We start from the raw sequence: 26,786 nt of genomic DNA on the forward strand, positions 1-26,786 counted from the left end.
CTTAAAATCAATCTCTAGACTGAAATGCGATGTACTTCAATCTGAAAGTCTAATTCACAGCTTAAGCCGCTCTGTGCAAATGTGTGCTTTTGTTCAGCCGTAAACTTCCAAGCGTAGGGGGTCATTTCCAGAAAATGGCTAATATCTTGGCTATTATTTAGCTCAAGTTGTGACCTAAGCCGCTCTTGGTGTAAGCATTCGAACCCCGCAATCTTGGCATCGGACGCGGGATGCAATCTCGGTTCGGCATAAATTTGCTGTTTTAGCGCAAAATGATGTAAAGGTCCTGGCGATACTGTGATCAAAATGCCATTGGGCGCCATGACCCGCTGTAACTCTTCCACCTTCGATGGCGCATAAATACGAATCGCTAAATCGATACTATGCGATGGAATAGGCATTTCGTAGGCGCTCGCGACACAAAAGCTGAGATTCGGGTATCGTTTAGCCGCATATTTTATCGCCGATTTGGAGATGTCCACGCCCTGTAACTGGCAAGGATGCTCGGCGACAAGCGTATTGTACAAACGATGGCTGTAATACCCCTCACCACAGCCGATATCGAGGATCTGCTGTGCCTCGCAGGCATACGCAAGTGCCAACGCATTCACTCTGTCACTCAAACTTTGATAGTAACCCGCAGTTAAAAACTCCCTGCGAGCCAACATCATCTGTTGATTGTCACCGGGGTCTTTGGAATTTTTCTTCTGCACGGGAAGCAGATTCACATAGCCTTCTTTGGCCATGTCGAACTTGTGTGCCTGCGGGCATCCCCAAGTTCGTTCAGTCAAGGTGAGCGGTAAGGCACACAAAGGACATATATATTGCATTGGTTAACTCTATAAATGATTGGAATGGCTGGCTTATGCATCATCTTCCATGAGTCGCTCCACCATTTGCAGTAATTCTGGGGAGGCGAGCAGCTCAAAACATTCGAGCTTCCTTAAGGCTTTATCGATATTTAAACCGTCATTGGCCGCACGGCTAAAATTAGGTCGTTCGAACATATGAGTATAAGTGCGAAATAACCATTGGCGTTTTTGTTGCAGTAAGGGATCAAGTCGCACCGCCTCTTCGGCTAATCCCGTATGACAGAGCCCCAAGTCTCCCCGTAAAAACGCTTGTAGCTCGAGCCGAACTTGTTCTATTTCAGTCAAGCATACGGCCAAGGATTCAGCGGTAGCATTATAGTCATATTCCCGCGCTAATATCGCTTTCGCCATCATCAACACTTTCGGCTCATGCAAACCTCTGCCATCGGACTCGAGTGCGACGAGCTCAAATTTAGATGCCGCTTGCAGTGACACTCTGATCCCGGCCTGCGCATCGACCTTAATGGCAATGCCCGAGCGCAGTTCCTGCGCGCAAAATTTGGGTGCAGTGCCTAGACGATGGTAAAGCCGGACTCCTTGCCCCGAAGATCTTAACGTCGATGTGGCAAACCTTGTCGCTTCCACAATCTCGGCATTGAGTTTGAGTCCCAAAATAGGTTGAAAGCGGACGGCAATCTGCGGCTGCGGTGTTTCAGACACCACAATCAACTCGAGCAATGGTGCCCCCATCGCCTCAAGCACAATAAAATCGCTGATATTGCTGGGCAAGGTTAAGGTCAGCGTCGAGCTCTGCCCAACATCGAGTACCATAGGTTCATTAAGATATTGATGATGCATAAGACTTATTCCCTGTTCTAAAGGGAATTGTAACTGCCAACCGAGGTAAAGATCACCTCTTAAGCGCTTATCCTTTCAATATAATTTCTCAATCTCGGTTTTTGCTAATGAATATTGCGGTGAGTTTAAGTGTTAAGATGCTATCATTCGACAAAACCGTCATTTGATTGAAATTATGTATACAGCATCTCAGCCAAGTATTTTTTGGCACGATTATGAAACCTTCGGAGCCAATCTCGCCAAAGATAGACCGGCCCAGTTTGCAGGGATCCGCACAGATTTAGATCTCAATATCATCAGTGAACCCGAGACTTTTTACTGTAAACAATCAACGGATTATCTCCCCTCGCCCGAAGCCATTTTAATCACAGGGATCACACCACAATTAGCCAATTTAAAGGGGTTGCCTGAAACCGAGTTTATGGGGCGCATTCATGCCCTCTTTAGCCAACCGAATACCTGTGTCGCAGGCTATAACTCCTTACGTTTTGACGATGAAGTCACCCGCTACGGTTTCTACCGTAACTTTATCGACCCCTATGCCCGCGAATGGCAAAATGGCAATACACGCTGGGATATCATCGATTTAGTCAGAGCTTGCTATGCGTTTAGACCAGACGGGATCCATTGGCCATTAAAAGAAGATGGCTCGCCCAGCTTTAAGTTAGAGCACCTGACGCAAGCCAATGGTTTGAGCCATGAAAAAGCCCACGATGCCATGTCTGATGTGTACGCCACCATCGCTATGGCCAAACTGATTAAAGAAAAACAACCCAAGTTATATCAATACTATTTCGAGCTGCGCCGTAAACAGGCCGTGAGTGCACAAATCGATGTGTTGAATATGCAGCCGCTTGCCCATGTGAGTTCCAAAATCAGTGCGCTGCAGGGCTGTACGACGCTGATTGCCCCCGTTGCTCACCATCCAAGCAACAAAAACGCCATTATTTGCGTTAACTTAGCCATGGATTTAAGCCCACTGTTTGAGCTGGATGTCGAGCAAATAAAAACTCGCATGTATACACCGAGAGCCGAACTTGCTGCGGATGAGTTACCTATCCCGGTCAAACAAGTTCATCTTAACAAATGCCCTTTTATTACCTCGGCCAAGATTTTGGATGATGCCCAGGCAGAAAGACTTAATATCGATAAAGCTTTTGCAAGAGAGCAATACAAACGCTTAAAGGCTCACCCAGAATTGCGGGAAAAACTGGCACAACTCTTTGAGCATGAAGGTGAAGTCACAACCACAGATCCTGACTTAATGCTGTATTCGGGTGGTTTTTTCAGCCCCGCCGATAAAGCCAAGATGGAGATAATTCGTCATACCTTGCCACAAAATTTAGCGGCGCTGGATCTGCAGTTTGATGATGGACGCATACCCGAGATGCTGTTCCGCTATCGAGCACGTAACTACCCTGAGCTGCTGAATGATCAAGAAGCCCAGCGTTGGCGCAGCTTCTGTCAGCAACGTTTGAGCGATCAGGATTATTTACTCAAACTTGAAAATCTGCTGCAAGACACCGAGGGCGATGAACACAAACAGAAGTTACTCGCGGCCCTGTGTCACTACCTACGCGGGCTCTAAAGCTACGCGAACGCTACAACACCGATAGCGAATCGCTAAGCAGAGAGTTCAATCAGATAAGACAGTTATTTAACGCCAGACATTGATAACTTCTTTCAGTTGTCACTTATCTGGCGTTAAATTGAGGTATAAACGCGAACTAACTCGCATTTATACCGTAACAAAATTACTAGAATGTTCTTCCATGAACTTAACAAACAAGGAGTCGGGAAATGCAAGATAGATTTATCAAAAGCATAACCCAGCTGCCAACACCATTGGCTGACGCATTAATTCCCCTATTACATCAAAACTTTGCGGGACATATTGATGCGCAGCAACTGGCAGAGTTAGTCCAAAGCAGCAAAATGACCGAAGCCGAAGTATTACTGGCGCTGCTGCCCATTGCCGCCGCCTTGGCGAAACCGCCTATTAGCGAATTTTACGTCGGCGCGATTGCCAAAGGGAAAAGTGGCGATATCTATATGGGCGCCAACCTTGAACTGCCCGGCGAGGCCCTGTTTCACTCTGTGCATGCGGAGCAAAGCGCCATCAGTCACGCTTGGTTAAGTGGCGAGAGCCAAATTGTCGATATGATAGTCAATGCTAGCCCTTGTGGTCATTGCCGTCAGTTTATGAACGAACTGGTCGAGGGTGGCCAAATCAAGATCCATTTGCCATCGCAAGACAGCCATTTACTCTCCTATTACCTACCCTATGCGTTTGGGCCGAAGGACTTAAATGTGCAGTCGCCCTTGCTGGTCAAGCAGGAAACCGAATTTGCCCTCGATAGCAGCGATCCTATGGTGATTGAGGCGTTAGATCATGCGGGTTTAAGCTACGCGCCTTATACCCAAAGTTACGCGGCCGTCGTATTAGAAACAGCGGATGGCGCAACCTATTGTGGTCGTTACGCTGAAAACGCGGCGTTTAACCCTTCCATGCTGCCAATGCAGATGGCCTTATCGAATCTGACTCGACATAACCGTGATTTTGGCGAGATCCGCCGCGCGGTGCTAGTCGAGTCATCACAGGGGAAAATCAGTTTAGTGGGCGCAACCATGGATGCGTTACATGCCGTTGCGGCTATCGAACTTGAGCATATTGTGGTCGACCCCGTTTAACGAGAGTCCAGCGGCGCTTTAGCTTTACACAATTGTATTTGCTGGGCGCCGCATTTTTCTCATCTCTTACCTCTTGCAGATCTAAGTCACTTAGCTAACGGTTAGCGCTACGTTTTTCCTCGAATGCAAGCTTACGCTCAGCCATTCTTAAGTAACAATCCTCGCGCTGCGCCTGTGTCATGGTGCGCCAGGCTAAGATCTCATCCAAATGCCTAAAGCAGCCCATACAGATATCTTGCTGATCGAGGCAGCAATTTCGCACACAGGGATGTTCGAGCAGATTACTCTGACCAGACCGCATATTCGTTGCCAGCTGGCTCAATAAAATGGAAACGCCGTCCACCGGGAAAGCTGAAAATATCTGTGCTGATAGCGCCACCCGCCGCCTTCACCGCCGCTTGTGTCTGTTCTAAATCCTTGCTGTACAACACGATGAGCGGGCAACCTTTTTCGAGGTTAAAGCTTACCTCTGCTTGATAAAAACCACCCGTGATCCCCGCATCAATAAAACAGCTATATTGCGAGCCGTAATCCTCAAAGCGCCAACCAAATACCGTATTAAAAAAGGCCTTCGAGCGACCAATATCTGTGGTGGGGATTTCTAAATAATTAATACTGTGATGATCCATAATCTTCCCTGCTCATGATTAATCAAACAAAAAAGGGAGCCAATGCTCCCTTTATTATGCTGGCTATTGCCAGATTAACCTTGTACTAAGGCGGCGACAAGTCCGATAGCGCCACCAAATACCCCGCCCCACACTACGAGCCAACCTAAATGTGTCTGGATCATCTCCTGCACGATTTGCTTAACCATTTGCGGCGTTAATTCATTCAAGCGTTGTTCAACGATATTGGCGATCTTCGTTTGTAGATCAGCCATTACGTTCGGCTGTTCAATCTCTTGTTTCAATAGGTTGCGGAACTGTTCACTCTCGGACATTTCCACCAAAGAGGCTTTCATCTTCTCGATAAAGGGTTCCTTTAACGGCATTAACGCCTCAGTGCCGCCAAACATGGATAACATGCCCCCGAAGGAAGATTGAGCCACAGTGTTAACTAAAGCATCGAAGGATGGCGCTAAGTCCACTTTATCAATCACAGGCGCTAAATCGATTTGGCTAATTCCCTCTTTTTCCGACAGAAAACGGTCGATATTCTCAGTAGTAAAGAACTGCTTCATCATAAGATGCGCAATCCCAGCTTTGAACTCTTCAAAACGCGATGGCACGACGCCCGAACCGTATAAACCTGGGACCTTCTCAAACAGCATATATACCGCAAGCCAGTTAGTAATGGCGCCAGATAAAGCAAATAAACCTACATTAAACAGAATGGGTTGGCTCAATGCGTATCCCAATGCAACGCAAATGGCCGCTAGCACATTTGTCACTAAACTCTTATTCAATCTTACTCCCCTCTTAAGCTATCGACTCGATTGCAAATGGCGCTAGTTTAGCAAGCGAAGGGGATGCAGGTCTAATGCTGAAAAAGGATGAAAAACGTAGCCAAATACCGATAAAACATCGCGCAAACCCAGCTAACTCAAGCGCTAGCCGGGCCAGCCTTACATCGCTAACGGCGAGTGGAGTCAATGAGGTTATTTCATTAATTAACATTAACTTAGTTTAATGATTTTAAGGAAAAATAATTGCACATTTCTCAATGCGCTTAGGAATTATTGAAAAGCATCGTCTACACTCAAGGGGACAAAAATTCCACAACCTTGCTCAATCACGTAAACATAAGGGATGTGCTTATGGACTCTGCATTTAATACCGCTGGTGCTTTAGGTTGGCATGAACTCACGACCCATGATACCGAAGAAGCCATGCGCTTTTATGGCGAAGTGTTTGGTTGGCAGTTTAGAACGGTCAAAATGCCCCATGGTCAGTATCATCTCATTGAAAATCAAGGCGTAGGTATTGGCGGTATTACCGATAATCTGATCCCAGCCTTGCCTTCACGATGGACGGGGTACGTCACAGTGGCCGACGTCGATTTGGTCGCTATTAATGCGAAAAAACTCGGCGGTGATATTCTCTTCGGCCCAGAGGATATTCCTAAAGTGGGTCGTTTTTGTTGGATAAAAGATCCACAGGGCGCCATTATCGCCGCAATTAGTTACCTCTCAGCCTAAGCCGTTTCGACTGCATCTAATTGCGTTTGATTGGCAGAAACGTTACTGCTGTGAACAGAGGGTTATTGTTTAATATTGCTTGACGTTCAAACTCGTTACCATAAGGTAATGCTCAGATTTAATTGGAAAAACTAAAAACAACTCATGTACACCTGAGCATTATTCGCTAGAATAGTCGCATTTATTGATAGATTTCGCGCCTGCGTGCGTATTGGAGCCTTAATCTCACTATGTTGACTCAGCTATCACGGTTAAAACTGGCGTTCTTTAGCCGTCCTCGATACCAACGAATTCTCGCCTATTTAACGATAATCTACTTAAGTTACCTGATTATCCTTGGACTGGTGCTCCCCAAGGCCGTAGTGTCCTTCGCCCCAGAGAAGCTTGCAGAAGTATTGGGCCGTCCTGTGACGCTGCAGGATATGCGGGTCAATCCTTTTACCTTCCAAGTCAATATCGAACAGTTCGAAGTTAAAGAGAAAGATAATCAAGCCTTTGCAGGATTATCTCAGCTGCAGTTTGAAGTCAACTTCTGGCAGTCGGTGTTTAATCAAGCCGTGGTGATTGACCATATCCAGCTGCAAGGCCCCTTCGCCAATATCCGTCGGTTTCAAACCCAAGGGAAAACCCAGTTTAACTTCGACGATATCATTACCACCCTCAATCAGGCGAAAACGCCGAGTGAGCCTGAAACTGCTACAGAAAGTACCCACCCACCGCGAGTGATATTAGGTGAGTTCAGCTTAAGTGCGGGCAAGGTGAAATTTGATGATCAAATCACCCAAGCCTTGGTTGATTATCCCAATATCAACCTCAAACTCAGTCAGTTAGATACTGAGTATTTGATGACGGCCAATCCTGCAAGCACTGCAAATGCTCAAGTGACGACTTCTCAGGATAAGCCTGCAATGGATACACCTACGACTCAGGCCAACTCTGCATCGAACCCTCCGAGTATTCTGCACAACCAATTTGTCGCCCAGTTGCAGGATGCCCATGCGGGCGAAGTCAGCCTTGCCGGACAATTCCAACTTACTCCCTTTAAACTTGTCGGGGATGCACAGCTCGCCAAACTGCAACTCGCTCCCTTTTGGCCATTTGTTGCCGACCAATTCAAGGTAAAACTGGCGGCGGGTGAACTCAGTATCAACAGTCATTACCAAGTTGAGTTGCCAGCCGATGGAAACGTACAACTCACGGTCGATCGCGGCCAAGTGATTGTAGAAAAAGTTGATTTACTCAATGGCGACCAGTCCGTTATCGCCTTACCCTTACTGGCGATTGATGGAATTAACCTCAACCTCGCCAAGCAGCTCGTCGACATTAAGCAAATCCACAGTGAAGGTTTAAGCCTTAAAGCTAAGCTGGATGAACAAGGCATCGATTTAGCGCAGCTGTTAATGCCAAAATCCATAGCTGCCTACACAGATACCGCAGCGCCGAACACATCAGCTGAAACACAAACACCAGAAGCGACAGCTGAAACGAACATGTCAGTCACATCGGCGTCACAAGCGGCCTCGGATACGAGCGCGGCTGAACAGCAAGATGCCTGGTTAGTGACACTGGGCGGACTGAGTATTGAAAACTACGATATTCAACTTGCGGAATATAAACTCACCCAAACCGCACAGCAATGGCGTGTTTATCCCCTTAATTTTGCAACACAAACCATAGTGAGCGATTTAAAGGCGCCAATCGAATACGAGCTTTCCTTTGCTCTGAATGATAAAGGACGCTTTATCTCCAAGGGGCAAGTCGATGTGCCTAGTGAGTCAATTAACGCCGACCTTAAAGTCGAGCAGCTCGCCTTAGCCCAATTCCAACCCTACCTTGCGCCCTATGTGAATATGCAGCTCAGCAGCGGCCTGTTAAGCAGTGATGGCAAGCTAAATGCCGACGGCAAAGGCAAAGCGATTTATCAAGGCAGTGTTGAGCTGGATGATTTGAGTATCCTCGACAACATTCGTAAAGCACCCTTAGTTAAATGGCAAAAAATGCATATTAATCAGCTCGATTTCGACCAGCAGCTGAATAAAATTAATATCGACCATCTAAGCTTTAATCAGCCCTACGCTAAGGTGGTTATTGCTAAGGATCGCACGACCAATATCAGCAATCTAATTGTAGAAACGCCTGCGACCGACAAGTCTAAGTCGACTGCGACAACGGCCAAGACAGAGGCCAAGCCGCAGAGCAGCCCCGATGCAACGGCTAAGCAGCCCGAATTAAGCTTAGATATTCAGAAAATCAGCTTTAACCAAGGCTCAGCATTTTTCGCCGATAACTCCCTCACGCCTAACTTTGCTTCAGGCATTGAGCAGCTTGAGGGCAATATCAGTCACTTATCCTCCAAACCCGGCACGACAGCATCGGTCGATATTAAAGGGAAAATCGATCGTTATGCGCCAGTGACCCTAAAAGGGGATATTAACCCACTGCTGGATAAGCCTTATCTTGACTTAGACCTAGTGTTTAAGAGTGTCGAGCTGACCTCTGTGAATCCTTATTCAGGCACCTATGCAGGCTATTACATCGATAAGGGGCAATTGTCCTTAGCGCTCAACTACAAACTGGAGCAAAACCAACTCAAGGGCAGCAACCACTTAGTGATTGATCAGCTTAAGCTGGGTAAACGCAGCAACAGTGACTTAGCCACCAGTTTGCCCGTGACATTAGCGATTGCCCTGTTACAGGACCGCCACGGCGTGATTGACCTTGGGATGGAAGTCTCCGGCGACTTAGACTCACCCAGCTTTAGTGTCGGCGGTATTATCATGACGGCCATCACCAATGTGATCACTAAGGCCGTAACAGCGCCCTTCTCTTTCCTTGCGGGTCTGGTAGGCTCCGATGAAACCTTAGATAAAATCCCCTTCAACCCAGGGCAATTTGTACTCAGCCCAACTGAGCAGGAAAGCTTAGATAAACTCGCTAAAGGCTTAGACGATCGCCCAATGCTCAAATTGAGTCTTGAGGGCAGCGTGGATGCCGTCAAGGATAGCCAAGCGATTGCCGAGCGCATGATGAAGCGCAAGCTGGCCACACTAGCCAATCTGCCACTGGCGGAATTACCCGCGGATCTCAGCCCGAGCCAATTCCCAACCGAAGGCCCACTGGCCGATGCGCTGGTAAAACTGTACGAGCAGGAAGTCAAAACCAATCCGGATGATGTGAAAGACACTATTATTGCTGAGGCCAAAGATACGCCATTGAGCAAAGAGGAACTCACTACCCGTTGGCATATTGCGCTGTATAATCTCACGGTAAAAGCGCAAACAGTTAGCCCTGGCATGTTAGGCGATTTAGCCCAAGAGCGGGCTAAGTCGGTTAAAGCCTATCTTGTCGACAGTAAAGGAATCGCACCAGAGCGGATTTTCCTACTCGAGAGCCGCGTGACCTTGAGCCAAGATGCGGCGCAGGTGAATATGAGCATAGACGCGAACTAATACTCACCGACATCAAAACATGGATAATAAAACGCCCAGTGCTCACTGGGCGTTTTTATACCGCGAGTCGGCAAACAGCCTCAGTCTCAATTGCTTGGCCTCACGCATCCCTTAGGTTACACTCTGCGGCTTTATGCGAGCGGAATCACATTTCGCCAAGTCTTTTCGACAACGAAATACCATTTCGCACCATCCATACTGCGGCGCGCTAACACACTTTATTCGAGGTAATTATGTTTATTATTCGCTGGATTTTAGGTCGGATCATTTTGTTACTGAACTTTGTGTTCACCCCAAAGAAGCGCAAACGCCCACAGGCAGAGCAACAACAGATTGACGCCCAGACCCAAGCGCTGGCCTTATATCAATACAATGCCTGCCCTTTCTGCGTTAAAGTGCGCCGCGCCATGCGTCGTCAAGGACTGAATATTCAAACGGTTGATGCAAAACAATCTCCGCACAAAGATGAGCTGATCGCAAAGGGCGGTAAGCAACAGGTTCCTTGTTTACGCATCGAAGAAAATGGCCAAGTACAATGGCTGTATGAGTCGAAAGAAATTATTAATTACTTAGATCAACGCTTTGCCTAAATGAAATGCGCGCCCTATGGCGCGCTTCTTATTTACGCCTTGCTTTACTAGCACCACGTTTATTTACGCCAAAGATATTCGCGATCGGAATAGTCAAACAACCACTGGGGCTGGTACACCACTAAAAGCGTCACCGCCATGCCATTGAGCAGCGCTTCGGGGAACGCTAATAGCGGGATTAACATCAGATAATTATCAATCAACACGCCCCAGTCATAATCCATTGACCACCACAGCCAGAATGCCCAACTGAATTGGTGAAAAACCGTCGACAAGCCAGCGTTAATAAAGGCGCCGACAAAAATAAACACAAAAATATGCTTAGGAAACAAATGATAACTACGGCTGTAGAGGATAAAGGCACAGAACAGCGGAATAGCGATAGCAAACAAGCTAAAAGCCCCAAACTCGGCGGGCTGCTTTAATACAAACACACTGAAAAATGCGCTCGGAAGCAGCAAGGCAACCGTGGCTAAACGCCAACCAAACATCAGTAGGCAAGTGACTATACCTAAGAAGTGTAAATGCAATCCCACTTGAATACTGGCATTGAGCAACCACAGGGTGTTTACCGCAATCAGGGTCAATAACAGCCGCCATTGTAAGCTTTTGTCCTTCAGTACTTGCTGTAGCTCCTCCTTAGGCCAGATGGCATAAATCCACAGCGCCAGTAGCAACAGACTCAGGCACTGCAATGGGCTGATATCCCATTCGATTTGTGCAAAACGATTCGCCCAAAAGTCCAACATGAGTAAGGCTCCCTCAGTACAGCGCCATTCGGCGTGATAAAGCGGTAAAGATAACCACGGTATACGAGAGTCAGTATATCGTGAATAAAACCCATAATTGCATGATATTTCGCGGCATATTAAGGTATTCTTCGATAAGAGAATCACCTAAGAGTAATCCTTCATATGCTATTAAGATCGATAAGTCTGACACTGCTGAGCTGCTTTACCCTACTCGCCTGTAGCAGCGCCCCAATAGATCCCGCTGAGTTTGCCGGAAAATTTAAAGATAAGCTCACCACAGATCTGCGCGCCGATGGCCTAAAACTCTTTACCTATCAAGCCGGTTTAGCCGAAGACAAATCGAAAAAGGATAATGCCGAGCGCCCCTTCCCCCACGAAGAACGCATGCGCCAAGTCGCCCAAGATTCTAGAGAGCAGCGCCGCAGTCGTAAAGAGCAGGCCGACTCACTCGAGATTTGGGGAAAACAGGTGGAGCTGGGGTTAGAAAAAACCTTAGAAATGACAGGCTATTGCCGCGAAGGTTATTTCGAATTGAGTCGAAATATTGAATCGGGACGCGGCGAAATTCGCGGAGAATGCAAAGAAGGCGCCACCGAGGAAGATAAACAAAAATTTGCGCGCTTTTAGCAAGTTTGAGTGCTTATCTTTACCAGTAAAAAGAAAAAAATAAGGGCGAAGTTATCGCCCTTATTTCAACGCTTTACTTAGCTAACTCACTGAACGCTAAATCAAAGCCTCAATTCATTCAGTCTGCAATTAAACCGCTTCGTTTAAGGGAACTGCACGGTTTTCGAGTAACACAGGGATCCCATCCGTGATTGGATAGGCTAATTTGTCTGCCTTACAAATCAATTGCTGCGTTGTTTTATCGTATTCCAATTTTCCCTTGCACACAGGGCAAGCGACTATGTCTAACAGTTTTTTATCAAACGCCATGGGATTTTCCTTGTTTAGCTGCAGCCACAGAGCGCACACGGCTCAGCAGCTGTTGTTCAAATGGTGGCGATAGCTTGGCATCCACAGCCAAATACCACCAGTTTTCTTGTGCAAAATCGCGACATTTAACCGCATCTTTTTCTGTCATCATCAGCGGCCGAGATGCCGCAAGCTCGCATAACACGTGTTTATCGTAGGCTTGGTGGTCATCAAAACCATGGGATAACGCGAGTTGAATACCTTGCTGCGTTAACGTCTCAAAAAAGCGCGCCGGATGACCAATGCCCGCCATCGCCACCACAGGTTGCGTCGGGTCAAACACGGCCTCAGCCTTGGGATTTACTGGTAACACCGCACTTGGACTCAGCTGCATCTCATATTGATTTGCCTGAGCGGGCCCACCATTGACCACCACAAAATCCACTTGATTAAGGCGCCAAGCCCCTTCTCGTAGCGGCCCTGCGGGCAACAAATGCTGATTCCCTAAACCGCGCTTTCCATCAATCACCACCAGCTCAATGTCACGGCCGAGGGCGTAATGCTGCAAACCATCGTCACAGATAATCACATCCACGGCAAACTCTGCCAACAACGCCTTGGCGGTATCGACACGTTTGGCTCCCACCACCATAGGCACACCGGTACGCGCGACAATCATGGCGGGCTCATCGCCTACTGCCGCCGCGCTATCTGCCGCGGTAACGACTTTTACCCCTTGTATATCCGCGCCATAACCACGGCTGATGACGCCAGGCTTAAACCCCTGTTGCCGTAACAACTCAATTAAATAGATAACGGTAGGCGTTTTACCGCTGCCGCCAACGGTAATGTTACCGACGACGATAACGGGCACGGGTAATGAAGTTTGGGATTTGAGTCCCAAACGAAACAGGCCGCGTCGAATGGCAGTAATCAAGGCAAATAGCACTGAAAACGGCAGCAAGAGCCACCGCAATGGGTGGCCCTCGTACCAGATTTTATTCACCAGCGCCTGCATTTAGCTACCAAACTGCATTTGGTATAACTTGGCATACATGCCGCCAAGTTCCAGAAGGGATTTATGGGTACCGCGCTCAACGATACGGCCTTGATCGACCACTAAAATTTGGTCGGCACTTTCAATGGTCGACAAACGGTGGGCAATCACAACCGAGGTGCGGTTTTGACGAAGATTATCCAGCCCCTGCTGAATCGCTTTCTCAGATTCGGTATCGAGTGCCGAGGTGGCTTCATCAAGGATCAGCACAGGCGCATCACGCAGCATAGCGCGGGCAATCGCGATACGTTGTCTCTGACCGCCCGATAATAACACGCCGTTTTCACCGACTTGGGTATCTAAACCTTCGGGCAGTTGCTCGATAAATTCCATCGCGTGGGCTAAGGTCGCCGCTTGGATAATCTGCTCGCGGGTCGCTTCGCCGGGATAAGCATAGGCTATATTATTAGCAATAGTATCGTTAAATAGCGTCACTTGCTGCGACACTAAAGCTACTTGATTACGCAATGATTTCAATGAGTAATCATAGATGCTGACATCATCGAGCAGAATATCACCAGATTCCAAGCCAGTGTAGAAACGCGTCACCAGACTGGCGATAGTGGATTTACCCGAACCAGAGCGACCGACTAAAGCCAAGGTTTGCCCTTGAGTCACCTCGAAATCGATATTATCTAAGGCGCGGCGCTCCTGCCCATCGTAGCTGAAGGACACATTATCGAAACGTAAGTTGCCCTTAGCACGCTGGACTGTGTAGGTCCCCGTATCCGACTCTGGCAAAGTATCTAACAGTTCAAAGACCGTGGTACAGGCCGCGATACCACGTTGAAATTCGGCATTCACACGCGTGAGGTTTTTGATGGGTTGCAACATGGCCATCATAGCGCCGAGGATGGTCGCGAAGGTACCAGCGGTCAAATCGGCTTTCATGCTATCGAGACTCGCCGCATACAGCACAAAGGCCAATGCGAAAGAGCCAATCACCATGATCAGCGGCTGGCTAATCGCCTGTGCCACGGCGAGTTTCATATTTTGATGGCGGTTTCTATCATTCACTTTGGCGAAACGCGCCGTTTCGGTTTCTTGTCCGCCGAAAGCCAAGACGTTTTTATGACCTTTAATCATCTGCTCGGTTGCAGCACTGACATCGCCCATCGCCGTTTGGATTTGTTTCGATACCTTACGGAAGCGGCGACTGACAATAGTGATCACCAATCCCATGATCGGGCCAATCACTAAAATACAGAGGGAAAGCTTCCACGAGTTATAAAACATCAGCGCAAGCATACCGATAACCGTCACCCCATCTCGCACGATGGAGATCAAGGCACTGCCCGATGCGCGGGCAATTTGCTCGGTATCGAAGGTGACTTTTGAAATCAAGTTCCCGGTGTTTTCTTTATCCATGTAGCTCACGGGCAAGCTCAGATAATGCTCAAACACCTGCTGGCGCATATCCATGATCAAACGCGCACTCATGTAAGAAATGCCGTAGGTGGAGACAAAGTTCGCAAAACCACGCAGGGAAAACATCAAAATAACCACTATCGGCGCCATTAATAACACTTGGTTATCGGCATGAAAACCTTGGCTAGTGGGGAGTGCGATACCGTTACTGATCGCCGGTGTACTGGAAAAGCCTTTATCGATAAAAGGACCGATAAAAGAAATAAAGGCCGCGTCGACAAGCCCATATACAATCAGGCCGACAACTGAAAGCAAAAACATGCCCTTCATCGGTTTGAGGTAGCCCAGTAGTCGTTTGAAAACTGTCCACATTTCGTCTTTAGGAGATGCTGTCATTGAAAACACTAAATTATGGCAAAGTGGCCATTCTACTCTGGATTAATCAAGTCACCAAATCTAAACAAGCGGTTATACCAAAATGGCGCCAAATCACGCCGATAGGTCTTCACCTCGAGCCGTCCAGCAGCAAAAGAGACGCTGATCTGCCCTTCTCGCCCCGTCGTTAAATAATGAATATCACGCGCTTGATAGCGCGCAACCACATCGGGCTTGGGGAAACCATAACGATTATTAAGACCTGCCGGAAACAACACTAATTCAGGGGCGACTGCATCGATAAAGGCAGGAATTGATGAGGTGCGGCTGCCATGGTGCGGCGCAATGAGCACTTGGCTTTTAAGCTCGGCGCCTGCGAGCGCTTGTTCAATCAGTACCGCTTCGGTTTCCTTTTCAATATCACCACTCAGTAGCAGACTGTGCACACCATCATCAATACGCAGCACGCAAGAGGCGTTATTCCCTCCCTTGGCAGTCTGAGGCGAGATAAAGTTTAACGTTAATTGCTGCCACTGAATTTGCTGCGGCACACAGGGCATCCCCTCTAAATGAGCCACATCGGTTATCCAGTTTGCCCTTGGATAGGCTTTAGCCAGCACTTCGGCACCGCCAGCATGGTCGTTATCCCCATGACTCACAACAATATAATCCACCTGAGCTAAGCCTTTGCTGTTAATAAACGGGATAATCACCCGTTCGCTATAGCTAAAATCCTCACCAAAGGCGGCGCCCGTGTCATAGATAAGTGCGCGTTTATCCTGTTCAATCACCACGGCTAATCCCTGCCCCACATCCAGTAGATGCAGTGTCCACTGAGGGGAGGATGACTCAGTCACACGTGGAAAAATCACGAATATGAACGGAATAAACAGCAAGGCTAAGGGTAAATGCCAGAGCCCATACCGACTATGATGCGGAAGGTAACGCCACAGTATCAAGGCCAACAGTACACACAGACTGGACCCGAGTAAGGTCTCAGAGACCGAATGCCAATGGGCGGGTAAATCACCACTAAGTTCGAGTAACTTGCCATAAGGAAGTAGTGTTAAATCAGCCAGATGGAACAGCCCAAACCATGCTTGACCAAAAAGCGAGCCTAACCACCAGAGGATAAACGCCAGCATAGACAAGGGGATAACGATTAAGCTAAACCACGGCACCACCAGCATATTCATCCACAGACTGTGTACACTAAGGCCGCCGAAAAAAACCGCCTGCACCAGCCCTAATACCAGACTTAAACGCCATTGAATTGACCAAAATTGCGCAAGTCTCCCTCTCGCTTTTGCCCTAAAGGTAGCGTTACCTTCAACGGGCTGAATACGCGGCACGCTTTCCAAGGTATATAAAATAATCGCCAAGGCGCAAAACGACAGCCAAAAACCAGCACTCAAACAGGCAAGCGGATCGAGCAAAAGCACAATAAAGAGTGCAAACAGTAAACGGTCCCACGCACTCGAGTAGCGTCTTAATAAACTCAGCAGCATGATCAATAAAATCATCACTAACGCGCGTTGGGTCGAAACGGCAAACCCCGCTAAATAGCTATAAAATAAGGCACTACCTCCGGCGAGCAATAGCGCAATCACTAGATTTCGCCTGCTCGGATGCGCCGCGAAGCGGCTTAATAGAAACAGCGTGCATACATAAACCCAAGCGGTGATCACAGATAAATGCAGCCCAGATATCGCCACTAAATGCCCAGTTCCGGTTTGCCTTAATGCCTGCCACTTACTGGCTGGTATGAGTTGCTTATCGCCCAAGATCAGCGCGAGCAAAATATCCCCCTGCGCAAATGTCGACAACTTAGGGGACAATTGGCTAATCAGATGATTTCTTAATGAAAAAAGCGATGTTTCTAACGTTGCATGTAGTACCCTGCCCTTGCCAACAATATGCTGACTAATCAATTGCTTTTGTTCGTTGTAACCACCTTGATTTAACACGCTCGAGATAGTTTTAGGCATCAGCGTAAATGACCAAACTTGTCCCACTTGCACCGCTTCAGGAGATTGCCAAGTGAGTCGCAACTTCGCCCTTGGCCAAAAGATTAAATTTGGTTTATCGACAATAATATCGAAGCTAACCCAGTCGCTGTTTTGACTAACTAGTGATATGATTTCGGCCCTCACTTGAATTGGCTGTTGCGATAAAGGAAGATCCTGCCGAGATAAGACTAAGCAAAACCCTGTAAGCCAACACATCGCGAAGAGTACGCCAGACAAACTAGGCGCTTTTTTGAATAAGATGAGTGCCCCAAGGCAAAGGTAGGGTAAAGAATCGATTGGCAGCAGCGAGGGCCACAACATCGCTGATAATAAGGTGGCACTAAAGCCAAAAATGAATCCATTCATAGTGAATTAAGTTAAGACAGCAATTTCAGCCTATGCCAAAAAAATTAATCAAAAAATATATGCCTAAGCCTGAAACCCTGCGTGAGCACAAACACCTACGCATTTTCGGTCGCTTATTACATAACCCCAATCTGTGGGCGCTTAATCGCCGCTCTGCCCCGGGGGCCTTTGCCATAGGTTTGTTTGTCGCTTGGATCCCAATGCCGTTTCAAATGGTGGTCGCCGCCGCTTTCGCCATCCTGTTTAATGTCAATATTCCTGTCTCTGTCGCATTAGTGTGGATCACCAACCCGCTCACCATGCCAGTGATGTTTTATGGCGCTTATTTATTGGGCGCAAAAATTCTTGGCCATGCGCCGCAGGAGTTTGCCTTTGAAGCCAGCTGGCAATGGATTGAGTCTTCATTGGCCACCATTGGCCCTGCATTTTTGCTTGGTTGCTTAGTGTTGGGAGTCATATTTTCCGCCTTGGGATACCTGACGATCAGTAATCTGTGGAAATACTCCATCATGTTTAAATGGCAAAAGCGTAAGACCAAATAATTTGCCGAATCTTTGCCGCACCATCCCGCGGCTCACTCGTATTTGATTTAAGGGCATCTAAGCGCATCTAATCACTTTGATTAGCGCTTAGATGTCTTATAAGTGTCCAGCTTAGATACATTTGCTTAACTTGTTGCATTGGATCTTGTAGTCAAGCTCACCCAAGATATTGAACGAGTTAACTCCTCTAAGCATGACCTCCTCAGCCCCTGTAACACTTGCCGCTTACTAAACTTAAATCGCTAAATAGCCCTATCTCGTCTCCAACTAGAGAGACAATCCGTCACATCTAACAGCAAAATAAACAGCTTACACGGCAATAAACTGACTGTTACTCAAAAGGAGATATATACATTCATTTTATTTGCAGCTTAAAATATTCCCATGTTCACCTTCACCACTGCCCTGTATGCTGAATATTGATGAACCCGCACACTTACAACCCAAAGTGGCCTTGTTTCGCTTAGGTTTTAGACCCTTTTTCCTGTTTGCCAGCCTGTTTAGTCTCTTAAGTTTGGGCATATGGGGCGGTTTGCTCTCAGGCAAATCGTTACTGCCAAGCACACTCAATCCTCTCTGGTGGCATGGTCATGAGATGATTTTTGGCTTTGTCTGCGCTGTAGTTGCAGGCTTTTTACTGACGGCCGTTCAAAACTGGACAGGACGCCCTGGCATTAAAGGTTTGCCTTTAGCTGGGCTATTTTTAGTCTGGCTACTGCCTCGGTTGTTGTTCATATTGCCCTTCAATATTCCGCTTGTGGCCATTCTGGTCATCGATCTGCTGTTTTTACCCTTAACAGCAGTCTTGTTAGCCATTTCGGTGATTGAGGTTCGCCAGTGGCGCAACTTTGTGTTTATCCCCATTCTGAGTTTACTCACCGTTTTCAACGGCGTGAGTTATTACGGCTTAATGACTAATCAATTGAATTGGATGAATAACGGACTCTATGCCGCAGTGATATTGGTCGCGGTTATTGTTGCGCTGCTCGGTGGACGGGTGATCCCATTTTTCACTGAGCGAGCTACCCAATGGCAAAAACAGTCTCCTATCCCAGCGATAGAGTATTTAAGTTTCGTTAGCCTATTAGCCCTAGTGATAAGTCTCTTTTTAACAGAAACATTATTGACCCGTATTCTTGCAGGTGTCGCAGGCTTAGTACTCTTCATTCGTTGGTCTCGCTGGGGATGGAATGCCAGTTGGCCAGTGCCACTATTATGGTCGCTGCATTTAAGTTACTTATGTATCCCCATAGGTTTAGGGCTGATTGCCGCAGGATTGCCACTTTCCGTTGGCATGCATGCCATTACTGTTGGGGGATTGGGCGGAATGATCCTCGCGATGATGTCACGGGTCTCGCTCGGGCATACGGGGCGTACACTGACGCCGCCGCGACCAATGGCGCTGGCTTTTGCCTTGATCCTCTGCGCCACAGTGCTGCGTGTCCTCGCGGGCTTACTTAGTACTTGGTTTATCGAACTCATGCTCGCCGCCATTGCGCTGTGGATCTTAGCCTTTGGCTGTTTCTGTTACTGTTATGGACCAATGCTTTGTCGCGTAAGGGTCGATGGACGCCCTGGCTAAAGCAGCGCCTAAAATCACGGCGCTTTGATTCTGTGGCTCAACAAGCAATTGTTATCTTGTGAATTGAGTCACAGAGAATCACGCCTCTTTTCCCTACCTAAGGTATTTTTACTGTTACTATTTATAAAAATATTCAGTAGGGAGTACCTATGCCATTTTATCGTCAATACGGTGCCAAGGGCTTAAAAGCCGTTGAGCATCTGGTATTAATCATCATCGCCATTGCGACCGTTGTCGCCATCGGTCAAGAAATTGTTCATGTCTTTAATGTCGGCGCCGTAGCGCTTGCCGATCTACTGTTATTGTTTATTTACCTTGAAGTGCTCGCCATGGTGGCCAACTACGCCGAATCGGGCAAATTACCCGTGCGTATGCCGCTGTACATTGCGATTGTCGCCCTAGCGCGGTACTTAATCTTAGATATGAAGAGCATGGATGACTGGCGCATTGCCGCCATTTCACTCTCTACGTTGATTTTAGCGGCGACGGTTATCGTTATCCGCTGGGGCCAATTAAAAATGCCCTACCCTAAAAATCAAGAATACGATAATTAATTCTCCTGCGCGCCATTGCCCACCCAAACGCAATGGCGCGTTGTTCCTGCCAGTAAAATCCCCACCAAAGACCTCGCTTTCACATTGGTATTCTGCCAAAAAGCAATTATGCTAGTTTTACTGAGATCAATTATTTACGGGGCAATTGAGTTATGGGTGACCATCCAACAGGATTTGAAGAAAAACGTGGGTCGCTTCGCGTGGATATGGAAGCCGAGCGCGTACTCTTACATTGGACAGATAACGACGATGTAAACCATACCGACCAAGGCGTGTGCATCGATTTAGCCCGTCGAGGTATTTTGTTTGATTATAAAAAACCGTTCTCGCTGGGTGATTTAGTCACTGTGACCTTTAATCCTGACACCGATCATGAGAATAGCGTTAAAGGTCAGGTCTGCCGCTGCTCTAAACGTCATGATCAAAGCTATCATGTCGCCATGCAATTGCTTTAATTTCAATCCAGCTACGCAGGGTCGATTGAGCTGTTCTACACTGAATTAGTTGAACTATTCGTACAGGGGACATAGCTATGATATTGCTGGTGGGTGGTGAAAAAGGTGGTAGTGGCAAGAGTTGCCTCGCGCAAAATCTGGCGGTTTATATAAAACAGAAATTTGACGCCAATGTGCTGATGGTCGACTGTGACCCACAACGTACCACATCCGATTGGATCCAAGCCCGAAACAACGACCCTAGCCTCCCTGCCATTAACTGTATTCAACTCTACGGCAAAATTCGTAACGATTTGCTCAGTCTCAATGAGCGTTTTGACTATGTGATTGTCGACTGTGGTGGCCAAGATAACCTTGCGATGCGCGCCGCGATGTCGGTGGCCACTTACGTGGTGATCCCCCTAAGACCTAAGCGTCGCGATCTAAAAACCTTGCCCCATATGGAAGACATGCTCAGCACCTGTAAGATGGTTAACCCCAAAATGGTGGCCACCATAGTGCTCACCCAATGCCCCGCGCTGCCCACACAGGTCAAACGTATTTTAGAGGCCAAAGAAGTGGTGCAATCCTTCGGGTTACGCGTGCTTAACTCGGTGACGTTTTGCCGTAACATTTACGATGACAGTGAGGAAAAAGGATCGTCTGTGATAGAAATTGAGCCCGATGGAAAAGCGGCCGACGAAATCCGCGCAATTGTGGATGAGCTGTTCACCTTACCTCCAGAAAATAGTTATGAGCTTAACTGATCTTAAACGTAAGAAACCCAAACAAGTCATCAAGTCGGTTTCTGTTGATGATTTTATTGAAGATGCCAATAACTATGCTCTTGGCAAGGCGAGTATTCTTAACATCCCCACAGTCGAGCCAAAGGGATTAGATAAAAAGTCCGCCAAGATTTACCGCCACGCGACTTTTACCTTAACCGAAACCAGTATTTCCCAGCTCGATGGCTTGGCAAAGGAAACCAAGATCGCCAAATCGCGGCTGCTGCGTATTTTGATTGATGAGTTCAGCCACAGAACGGCTGAAGAACAACTCAAAGTAGTCAATAAAAGTAAGAAAAATGAGGGTTAACTCGACTCTTTATACATTGATATTAGCGGTTATCGGTGAGTGATAGCTGCTTAAGTTTTCTGCAATAAAACTGCCGCGATGCAAACCTCTATAAAATTCTGCTTTAGAGATTTAATTGGCCGCAGCCTAATGCGGCCAATGGTTCTAAACTGGACCGACGCTATTTCGACTAAGGTTAGTTCGCCTAGGCCCATATGAACCTAGACTGCAATGAAGCTCAACTTCTATTGCCTAAGCTTAGATTAACAAGAGTACTTTCAATCATCTAGTGGTGTGAATGGTTACACTGCCGGCCAGCCGCCAGAGTCAACCCTTGCTCCGATTCCAGCATTTTTCCTTTGCGCAGTAATAGGCTAATCAGCTCTTCCGCCTGTAGATTATCGGCGCTGCAAGTGTGGTAACGTGCATTATCACCAAAGCTTTGTGCCATCAAGGCGATAAACTCAGGCTTTAAAAGCGGATTTTCTTGCGCTACCATCAGCGCCATAACGTCATGACCGTGAACAGAATCGGACATAGTCTCTCCAAAAGATGTAAAAAAGATTAAGCTTTATATCCGAACTGTTGAATTTTAACCCTGATCTTGCGCACATACTGCCGATTTCAATGCCTGTGCCGACTGCAATGACGATAAAGTGAGCCACTATGTCCTTGATCTTGCTCCTGACTCAACAGATGTCACTCTACTTAGTGATAGTGTATTTGGTCAGTAAAACGCCACTCTTTAAACTGTTCGCCGAAACCGCGCCCCGCCTACCGCACAAAATTTTTATTTACCTCATCTTTTCAAGCTTTTGTATCATGGCGACCTATTTTGGCGAGCAAACCTCGGGCGCCATTGCCAATACTCGCGCGATGGGCGCCGTATTAGGTGGTTTACTCGGCGGGCCTGTCACGGGATTTTTAGTTGGTATCACGGGTGGTTTGCACCGCTACAGCATGGGTGGTTTTACCGATTTAGCCTGCGCCATTTCCACTACACTCGAAGGCCTGTCGGCGGGCATGATCAGTTTTTACCTGCGCCGCGCGGGCAAGAGCGAGCTTATTTACAATCCACTGTTAGTTTGCCTAGTGACCTTTTACGCCGAAATGATGCAGATGAGCATTATTCTACTGATCGCCCGTCCATTTGATGATGCCTGGGAATTAGTTCGGCAGATTGCGCCGCCGATGCTCTTGGTTAACTCCATCGGTGCAGCGCTGTTTATGAGCATGATCCGTGACCAAAAAACCATGTTCGATAAGCTTTCCTCCAGCTTCTCGACCAAGGCACTCAAGATTGCCGAGCGCAGCGTGGGCTTACTCTCCAAGGGCTTTAACGAAGAGAGCAGCGGTAAGGTCGCGCAAATAGTGATCCAAGAGACCAATGTCGGCGCGGTGGCCATTACCGACCGCGAAAAACTCTTGGCTTTTATCGGCATAGGCGCCGACCATCATATTCCCGGCACGCCGATTTCCTCAAAAATAACCCTTGAGGCCATTAACCAAAACAAGGTGATGTTCGCCGATGGAGTGGAAATGCCCTATTCCTGCTCGATTTCGAGCCAGTGTAAACTCGGTTCGAGTCTTGTGATCCCACTTCGCAGCGACACCGAAGTCATTGGCACCATCAAGTTATATGAGCCTAAAAATAAGCTGTTCCTGAACATAAACCGCACCTTAGGCGAAGGGATTGCGCGGCTATTGTCGAACCAGATCCTCTATGGCCGCTTTGAACAGCAGCAAAATCTGCTGACCCAAGCCGAGCTCAAATTGCTGCAAGCTCAAGTGAATCCGCATTTTTTATTCAACGCACTCAATACCATCAGTGCGATTATTAAGCGCGATCCCGATATGTCGAAGCAACTGTTACAGCAGTTGTCGCAGTTTTTGCGGATCAATTTAAAGCGTACCACAGGTTTAGTAACTCTCGGGGATGAGCTCGATCACATCGCCTCCTATCTCACCATTGAGAAAGCCCGATTTATTGATAAATTACAGGTCAATATCGCTATCCCTGAGTCACTCTATCACTGCAAAGTGCCTGCATTTACCCTTCAGCCGATCATTGAGAATGCGGTCAAACACGGTACCTCCCATATGATTGAGCAAGGGCAAATTAAGGTAACAGGCCGGATGGATGAACAGGTATTAGTCTTAGAAGTCACTGATAATGCTGGGCTTTACCAACCCATTATGGGTTCTGAAGGACTAGGCATGAACTTAGTCCATAAACGGATCCAAAACCTGTTTGGCGAGCAGTATGGCATTCAGGTGGAATGCGAACCAGATGAGTACACCAAAGTCACCATTCGCTTACCCATAGAACAGACGGAAACTAACACGTGATCACTTGTTTAATTGTCGACGATGAATTATTTGCCCGCGAAGAACTGGCCGATCTGCTCGGTCAGGAAGCTGATATTGAGATTATCGGCCAATGCTCCAATGCAATTGAAGCGCTGCAAACCATTGCCAAAGAAAAACCTCAATTGATTTTTCTCGACATCCAAATGCCGCGGATTTCCGGCATGGAGCTCATAGCCATGCTCGATCCCGACACTTTGCCGAAAATCGTGTTTGTGACTGCGTTCGATGAGTTTGCAGTCAAAGCCTTTGATAATCATGCCTTTGATTATCTACTCAAACCCATAGATGCCGAGCGCCTTAGCCAAACCTTGAAACGAGTGCGTAAGGATCTGACACCACAAGCCGTGAACCTGATCGCGCCATCGACGCTGGAGCATTTGCCCTGTTACAGCGGCAGTAAGTTAAAAGTCATCCCAATTCAAGATGTTGAATATGTATTTAGCGATTTAAGCGGTATCCATGTCGCCTGTACCAAAGGCAAGGTCCACACCCAGCTCACGCTGAAGGTGTTAGAGGAAAAAACGCCGCTAGTGCGCTGTCATCGCCAATATCTGATTTCGCCCAAAGCCATTGCCGAGATAGAACTGCTCGATACTGGCGCCGAAGTCACCACCCTACTTGGCGACAAAGTGCCCGTATCCCGCCGCTACCTCAAAAGCCTTAAGCAATTGTTTGGCTTCCAATAGTCCGGTTATTGACCGCTTATGCTCATCTCCTAACCACTCGGGGCAGTTAATACTTATGAATGACATACGTATGCAACCGCTCGCCCCATTCTATTACCGCTGAGTCAGCATTATCGACCTCTCACCCAGTTAGCCCTGTTTTGTGTAAACAACTTGTTTACACTCTGCACAACTCAAAATGGGGAGATAACTAAAATGATGTGGTTCCTACTCTGCGTCGGTCTATTGATCGGCGGTTACTTTATCTACGGTACCTTTGTTGAAAAGGTATTTGGTATCAACGAAAAACGTCAAACACCGGCTTTTAGCCAAACCGACGGCGTAGACTATGTGCCTATGTCAAAAGGCAAAGTGTACTTAATCCAATTATTGAATATCGCGGGTGTGGGTCCAATCTTCGGCCCAATCCTAGGTGCGCTTTACGGTCCAGCAGCCATGCTGTGGATTGTGATCGGTTGTATTTTTGCCGGTGCAGTGCACGATTACTTCTCGGGTATGCTGTCGGTCCGTAACGGCGGCCAATCTGTGCCTAACCTTGCGGGTAAATACTTAGGTAAGAGTGCCAAACACTTTATGAACGTGTTTGCCATCATCCTGCTGTTACTTGTGGGTGTGGTGTTTATCTCTGCGCCAGCGGGCCTATTAGGCAAGCTGACGGGTTGGGATGTCAGCATTTTCGTTGCGATTATCTTCGTTTACTACCTGATTGCTACAGTGGTACCTGTCGATAAAATTATCGGCCGCCTGTATCCCTTCTTTGGCGCGCTGCTGTTCTTTATGTCCTTTGGTTTAGCCTTTGCAATCATATTATCGAGCGAACATACACTGCTGCCTAATGTGCAAGCGGGTGACTTCTTCCAAAACTTAAACCCTAAAGACATGCCACTGTGGCCTGCACTGTTTATCACCATTGCTTGTGGTGCGATTTCAGGCTTCCACGCGACACAATCACCGCTGATGGCACGTTGTGTTGAAAACGAAAAGAACGGCCGTTTCGTGTTCTTTGGCGCCATGATCGGTGAAGGTATTATCGCCCTGCTCTGGTGTGCGATTGCGCTGTCTTACTTCCACGGTGTTGAAGGGTTAAGCACTGGCATGGCGGGCAACCCTGCAAACGTAGTATACGAAGCCTCTACCGGTCTATTAGGTGCTGTCGGTGGCTTTATGGCCATCCTTGGGGTAATCATTCTGCCAATTACCTCAGGCGACACCGCTTTCCGCTCTGCCCGTTTGATCTTGGCTGAGTTCTTTAAAATGCCACAGGTTGCGTTACCAAAACGTTTAGTCCTTGCCATCCCATTGTTTGTGATTGGTGGTTTATTGACTCAAGTTGACTTCGGCGTGATCTGGCGCTACTTCGGTGTGGCTAACCAGGCGACCGCAGTATTAATGCTCTGGACGGCCTCTGCTTACCTACTGCGTCATAACAAGCTGCACTGGATCACCACTATTCCAGCGATGTTTATGACTACTGTGGTTATCACCTTCCTGCTCAATTCAGCAACCTTAGGCGCGGGCTTACCTATGACCCTGTCGACCATTGCAGGTACCATTTCAACCTTAGTTATCACTGCGTTATTGATTGTGAAAACCAAAGGTAAAGGCGAAGTCGATAGCGACGGCGAATTACCCGATGAAGCTTAATTTCTAGCAAAATTACTAGAAATATCGCGACTCAAATTGAACGGGCACTCATCAGTGCCCGTTTTTTTATCCAGCATCTAAAGCCTAAGCCCATAATACTGGTATAATCCCGCTATTGTTCACGGCAGTTTATTCAAGATGACTCAATCAAATAACCCATTACACGGCATCACACTCGAAGCCATAGTTACCCAACTGGTGGAACACTATGGTTGGGAAGAACTCGGCGCGCGCATCAAAATCCGTTGTTTTACCGAAGATCCGAGTATCAAATCGAGCCTGCGCTTTTTAAGAAAAACCGACTGGGCGCGGGAAAAAGTGGAATATTTGTATTTAAAAACCAATAAACTGCCACTGCCAGCCACAAAATCATCTAACGCTCCGGCGAAAACAGCGGCCAAGAAGCCTTCAAAACCAGCACAGAAATCTGCTCAGGCGAATACGGCCACATCGTCAGCTGCAACGGATGGCCAGATCAATAGCCATATCTGGGGTAAGCGCGACTAATTTCGCAAGAA

The 26,786-nt window shown here is 47.5% G+C and carries 27 protein-coding genes; 16 read left to right on the plus strand and 11 right to left on the minus strand.

What is annotated here, in order from left to right:
- Positions 1-14 precede the first annotated feature (14 nt).
- Together rlmA and K0H60_RS12990 are read right to left on the minus strand one after the other, a co-directional pair.
- Positions 15-830, minus strand: a complete 816-nt coding sequence (gene rlmA, locus K0H60_RS12985; protein WP_220055986.1) for a 23S rRNA (guanine(745)-N(1))-methyltransferase — start codon at positions 828-830, stop codon at positions 15-17.
- Between the two features lie 33 nt (positions 831-863).
- Complete coding sequence (locus K0H60_RS12990; protein WP_220055987.1) at positions 864-1,670, minus strand: hypothetical protein; 807 nt, start codon at positions 1,668-1,670, stop codon at positions 864-866.
- A gap of 175 nt (positions 1,671-1,845) precedes the next feature.
- Between K0H60_RS12990 and sbcB the strand changes: the two genes are divergently transcribed.
- Together sbcB and cdd are read left to right on the plus strand one after the other, a co-directional pair.
- The gene (sbcB, locus tag K0H60_RS12995) at positions 1,846-3,258 is read left to right on the plus strand and encodes an exodeoxyribonuclease I (protein ID WP_220055988.1); all 1,413 of its coding nucleotides are present in this window, start codon (positions 1,846-1,848) and stop codon (positions 3,256-3,258) included.
- Positions 3,259-3,470: 212 nt separating this feature from the next.
- On the plus strand, positions 3,471-4,361 hold the full coding sequence (gene cdd / locus K0H60_RS13000; RefSeq protein ID WP_220055989.1) for a cytidine deaminase: 891 nt from the start codon (positions 3,471-3,473) through the stop codon (positions 4,359-4,361).
- 94 nt (positions 4,362-4,455) lie between these two features.
- Here the strand turns inward: cdd and K0H60_RS13005 are convergent, their stop codons facing one another.
- The 3 genes from K0H60_RS13005 to K0H60_RS13015 form a co-directional block, all read right to left on the minus strand.
- Positions 4,456-4,662 (minus strand): DUF1289 domain-containing protein, encoded by a 207-nt coding sequence (locus K0H60_RS13005; protein WP_220055990.1) that lies wholly within the window; start codon positions 4,660-4,662, stop codon positions 4,456-4,458.
- On the minus strand, positions 4,643-4,990 hold the full coding sequence (locus K0H60_RS13010; protein ID WP_220055991.1) for a VOC family protein: 348 nt from the start codon (positions 4,988-4,990) through the stop codon (positions 4,643-4,645). Before K0H60_RS13010 ends, K0H60_RS13005 begins: the two co-directional genes overlap by 20 nt.
- 74 nt (positions 4,991-5,064) lie before the next feature.
- On the minus strand, positions 5,065-5,769 hold the full coding sequence (locus tag K0H60_RS13015) for a DUF445 domain-containing protein (protein ID WP_011717477.1): 705 nt from the start codon (positions 5,767-5,769) through the stop codon (positions 5,065-5,067).
- A gap of 351 nt (positions 5,770-6,120) precedes the next feature.
- On the opposite strand from K0H60_RS13015, the gene K0H60_RS13020 reads away from it, so the two are divergent.
- The 3 genes from K0H60_RS13020 to K0H60_RS13030 all read left to right on the plus strand — a co-directional run bounded on the left by K0H60_RS13020 (position 6,121) and on the right by K0H60_RS13030 (position 10,540).
- Entirely contained in the window at positions 6,121-6,501 is a 381-nt protein-coding gene (locus tag K0H60_RS13020) for a VOC family protein (protein WP_220055992.1), read from the plus strand.
- Positions 6,502-6,731: 230 nt separating this feature from the next.
- Positions 6,732-9,950, plus strand: a complete 3,219-nt coding sequence (locus tag K0H60_RS13025) for a DUF748 domain-containing protein (RefSeq protein ID WP_220055993.1) — start codon at positions 6,732-6,734, stop codon at positions 9,948-9,950.
- 233 nt (positions 9,951-10,183) lie between these two features.
- The gene (locus K0H60_RS13030; protein ID WP_086902606.1) at positions 10,184-10,540 is read left to right on the plus strand and encodes a glutaredoxin family protein; all 357 of its coding nucleotides are present in this window, start codon (positions 10,184-10,186) and stop codon (positions 10,538-10,540) included.
- A 59-nt stretch (positions 10,541-10,599) separates the two neighbouring features.
- Here K0H60_RS13030 and K0H60_RS13035 read toward each other — a convergent pair whose 3' ends face one another.
- Entirely contained in the window at positions 10,600-11,289 is a 690-nt protein-coding gene (locus K0H60_RS13035) for an energy-coupling factor ABC transporter permease (protein WP_220055994.1), read from the minus strand.
- Between the two features lie 165 nt (positions 11,290-11,454).
- Here K0H60_RS13035 and K0H60_RS13040 point away from each other — a divergent pair, with 165 nt between their 5' ends.
- A complete protein-coding gene (locus tag K0H60_RS13040; RefSeq protein WP_220055995.1) occupies positions 11,455-11,919 on the plus strand; it encodes a single stranded DNA-binding domain-containing protein in 465 nt (154 codons plus the stop codon).
- Positions 11,920-12,048: 129 nt separating this feature from the next.
- Here the strand turns inward: K0H60_RS13040 and K0H60_RS13045 are convergent, their stop codons facing one another.
- From K0H60_RS13045 to K0H60_RS13060, 4 genes are read right to left on the minus strand one after another with little or no spacing between them, the layout of a single operon-like run.
- Positions 12,049-12,228: a Trm112 family protein gene (locus tag K0H60_RS13045; protein WP_011623174.1), complete on the minus strand. Its 180-nt coding sequence runs from the start codon at positions 12,226-12,228 to the stop codon at positions 12,049-12,051.
- On the minus strand, positions 12,218-13,225 hold the full coding sequence (gene lpxK / locus K0H60_RS13050) for a tetraacyldisaccharide 4'-kinase (RefSeq protein WP_220055996.1): 1,008 nt from the start codon (positions 13,223-13,225) through the stop codon (positions 12,218-12,220). Before lpxK ends, K0H60_RS13045 begins: the two co-directional genes overlap by 11 nt.
- Positions 13,226-15,028: a lipid A export permease/ATP-binding protein MsbA gene (msbA, locus tag K0H60_RS13055; RefSeq protein WP_088213047.1), complete on the minus strand. Its 1,803-nt coding sequence runs from the start codon at positions 15,026-15,028 to the stop codon at positions 13,226-13,228.
- Between the two features lie 32 nt (positions 15,029-15,060).
- The gene (locus K0H60_RS13060; protein WP_220055997.1) at positions 15,061-17,382 is read right to left on the minus strand and encodes a DNA internalization-related competence protein ComEC/Rec2; all 2,322 of its coding nucleotides are present in this window, start codon (positions 17,380-17,382) and stop codon (positions 15,061-15,063) included.
- Positions 17,383-17,414: 32 nt separating this feature from the next.
- Here K0H60_RS13060 and K0H60_RS13065 point away from each other — a divergent pair, with 32 nt between their 5' ends.
- The 6 genes from K0H60_RS13065 to K0H60_RS13090 all read left to right on the plus strand — a co-directional run bounded on the left by K0H60_RS13065 (position 17,415) and on the right by K0H60_RS13090 (position 21,589).
- Positions 17,415-17,924: a DUF2062 domain-containing protein gene (locus K0H60_RS13065; RefSeq protein ID WP_011717486.1), complete on the plus strand. Its 510-nt coding sequence runs from the start codon at positions 17,415-17,417 to the stop codon at positions 17,922-17,924.
- A gap of 409 nt (positions 17,925-18,333) precedes the next feature.
- Positions 18,334-19,506 (plus strand): NnrS family protein, encoded by a 1,173-nt coding sequence (locus K0H60_RS13070; RefSeq protein ID WP_220055998.1) that lies wholly within the window; start codon positions 18,334-18,336, stop codon positions 19,504-19,506.
- 149 nt (positions 19,507-19,655) lie between these two features.
- Entirely contained in the window at positions 19,656-20,060 is a 405-nt protein-coding gene (locus K0H60_RS13075; protein WP_011623180.1) for a phosphate-starvation-inducible protein PsiE, read from the plus strand.
- A gap of 152 nt (positions 20,061-20,212) precedes the next feature.
- Positions 20,213-20,515, plus strand: a complete 303-nt coding sequence (locus K0H60_RS13080; protein WP_011717488.1) for a PilZ domain-containing protein — start codon at positions 20,213-20,215, stop codon at positions 20,513-20,515.
- A 77-nt stretch (positions 20,516-20,592) separates the two neighbouring features.
- Entirely contained in the window at positions 20,593-21,261 is a 669-nt protein-coding gene (locus tag K0H60_RS13085; RefSeq protein WP_011717489.1) for an AAA family ATPase, read from the plus strand.
- Positions 21,248-21,589, plus strand: a complete 342-nt coding sequence (locus K0H60_RS13090; protein ID WP_011717490.1) for a hypothetical protein — start codon at positions 21,248-21,250, stop codon at positions 21,587-21,589. Before K0H60_RS13085 ends, K0H60_RS13090 begins: the two co-directional genes overlap by 14 nt.
- A gap of 265 nt (positions 21,590-21,854) precedes the next feature.
- Here the strand turns inward: K0H60_RS13090 and K0H60_RS13095 are convergent, their stop codons facing one another.
- On the minus strand, positions 21,855-22,106 hold the full coding sequence (locus tag K0H60_RS13095; protein ID WP_220055999.1) for a YecH family metal-binding protein: 252 nt from the start codon (positions 22,104-22,106) through the stop codon (positions 21,855-21,857).
- A 128-nt stretch (positions 22,107-22,234) separates the two neighbouring features.
- On the opposite strand from K0H60_RS13095, the gene K0H60_RS13100 reads away from it, so the two are divergent.
- From K0H60_RS13100 to K0H60_RS13115, 4 genes are all read left to right on the plus strand, one after another.
- Positions 22,235-23,917, plus strand: a complete 1,683-nt coding sequence (locus K0H60_RS13100; protein ID WP_220056000.1) for a sensor histidine kinase — start codon at positions 22,235-22,237, stop codon at positions 23,915-23,917.
- Complete coding sequence (gene btsR / locus K0H60_RS13105) at positions 23,914-24,624, plus strand: two-component system response regulator BtsR (RefSeq protein WP_011717493.1); 711 nt, start codon at positions 23,914-23,916, stop codon at positions 24,622-24,624. The genes K0H60_RS13100 and btsR overlap by 4 nt, the downstream gene beginning before the upstream one ends.
- 195 nt (positions 24,625-24,819) lie before the next feature.
- Positions 24,820-26,268 carry a carbon starvation CstA family protein gene (locus tag K0H60_RS13110; protein WP_220056001.1) on the plus strand — a complete coding sequence of 483 codons (1,449 nt, stop codon included), beginning with the start codon at positions 24,820-24,822 and terminating at the stop codon, positions 26,266-26,268.
- 138 nt (positions 26,269-26,406) lie between these two features.
- A complete protein-coding gene (locus K0H60_RS13115) occupies positions 26,407-26,775 on the plus strand; it encodes a VF530 family protein (protein ID WP_220056002.1) in 369 nt (122 codons plus the stop codon).
- Positions 26,776-26,786 lie beyond the last annotated feature (11 nt).

The sequence above is a fragment of the Shewanella mangrovisoli genome (assembly GCF_019457635.1).
In the GTDB taxonomy this organism is placed as follows: Bacteria; Pseudomonadota; Gammaproteobacteria; order Enterobacterales; family Shewanellaceae; genus Shewanella; species Shewanella mangrovisoli.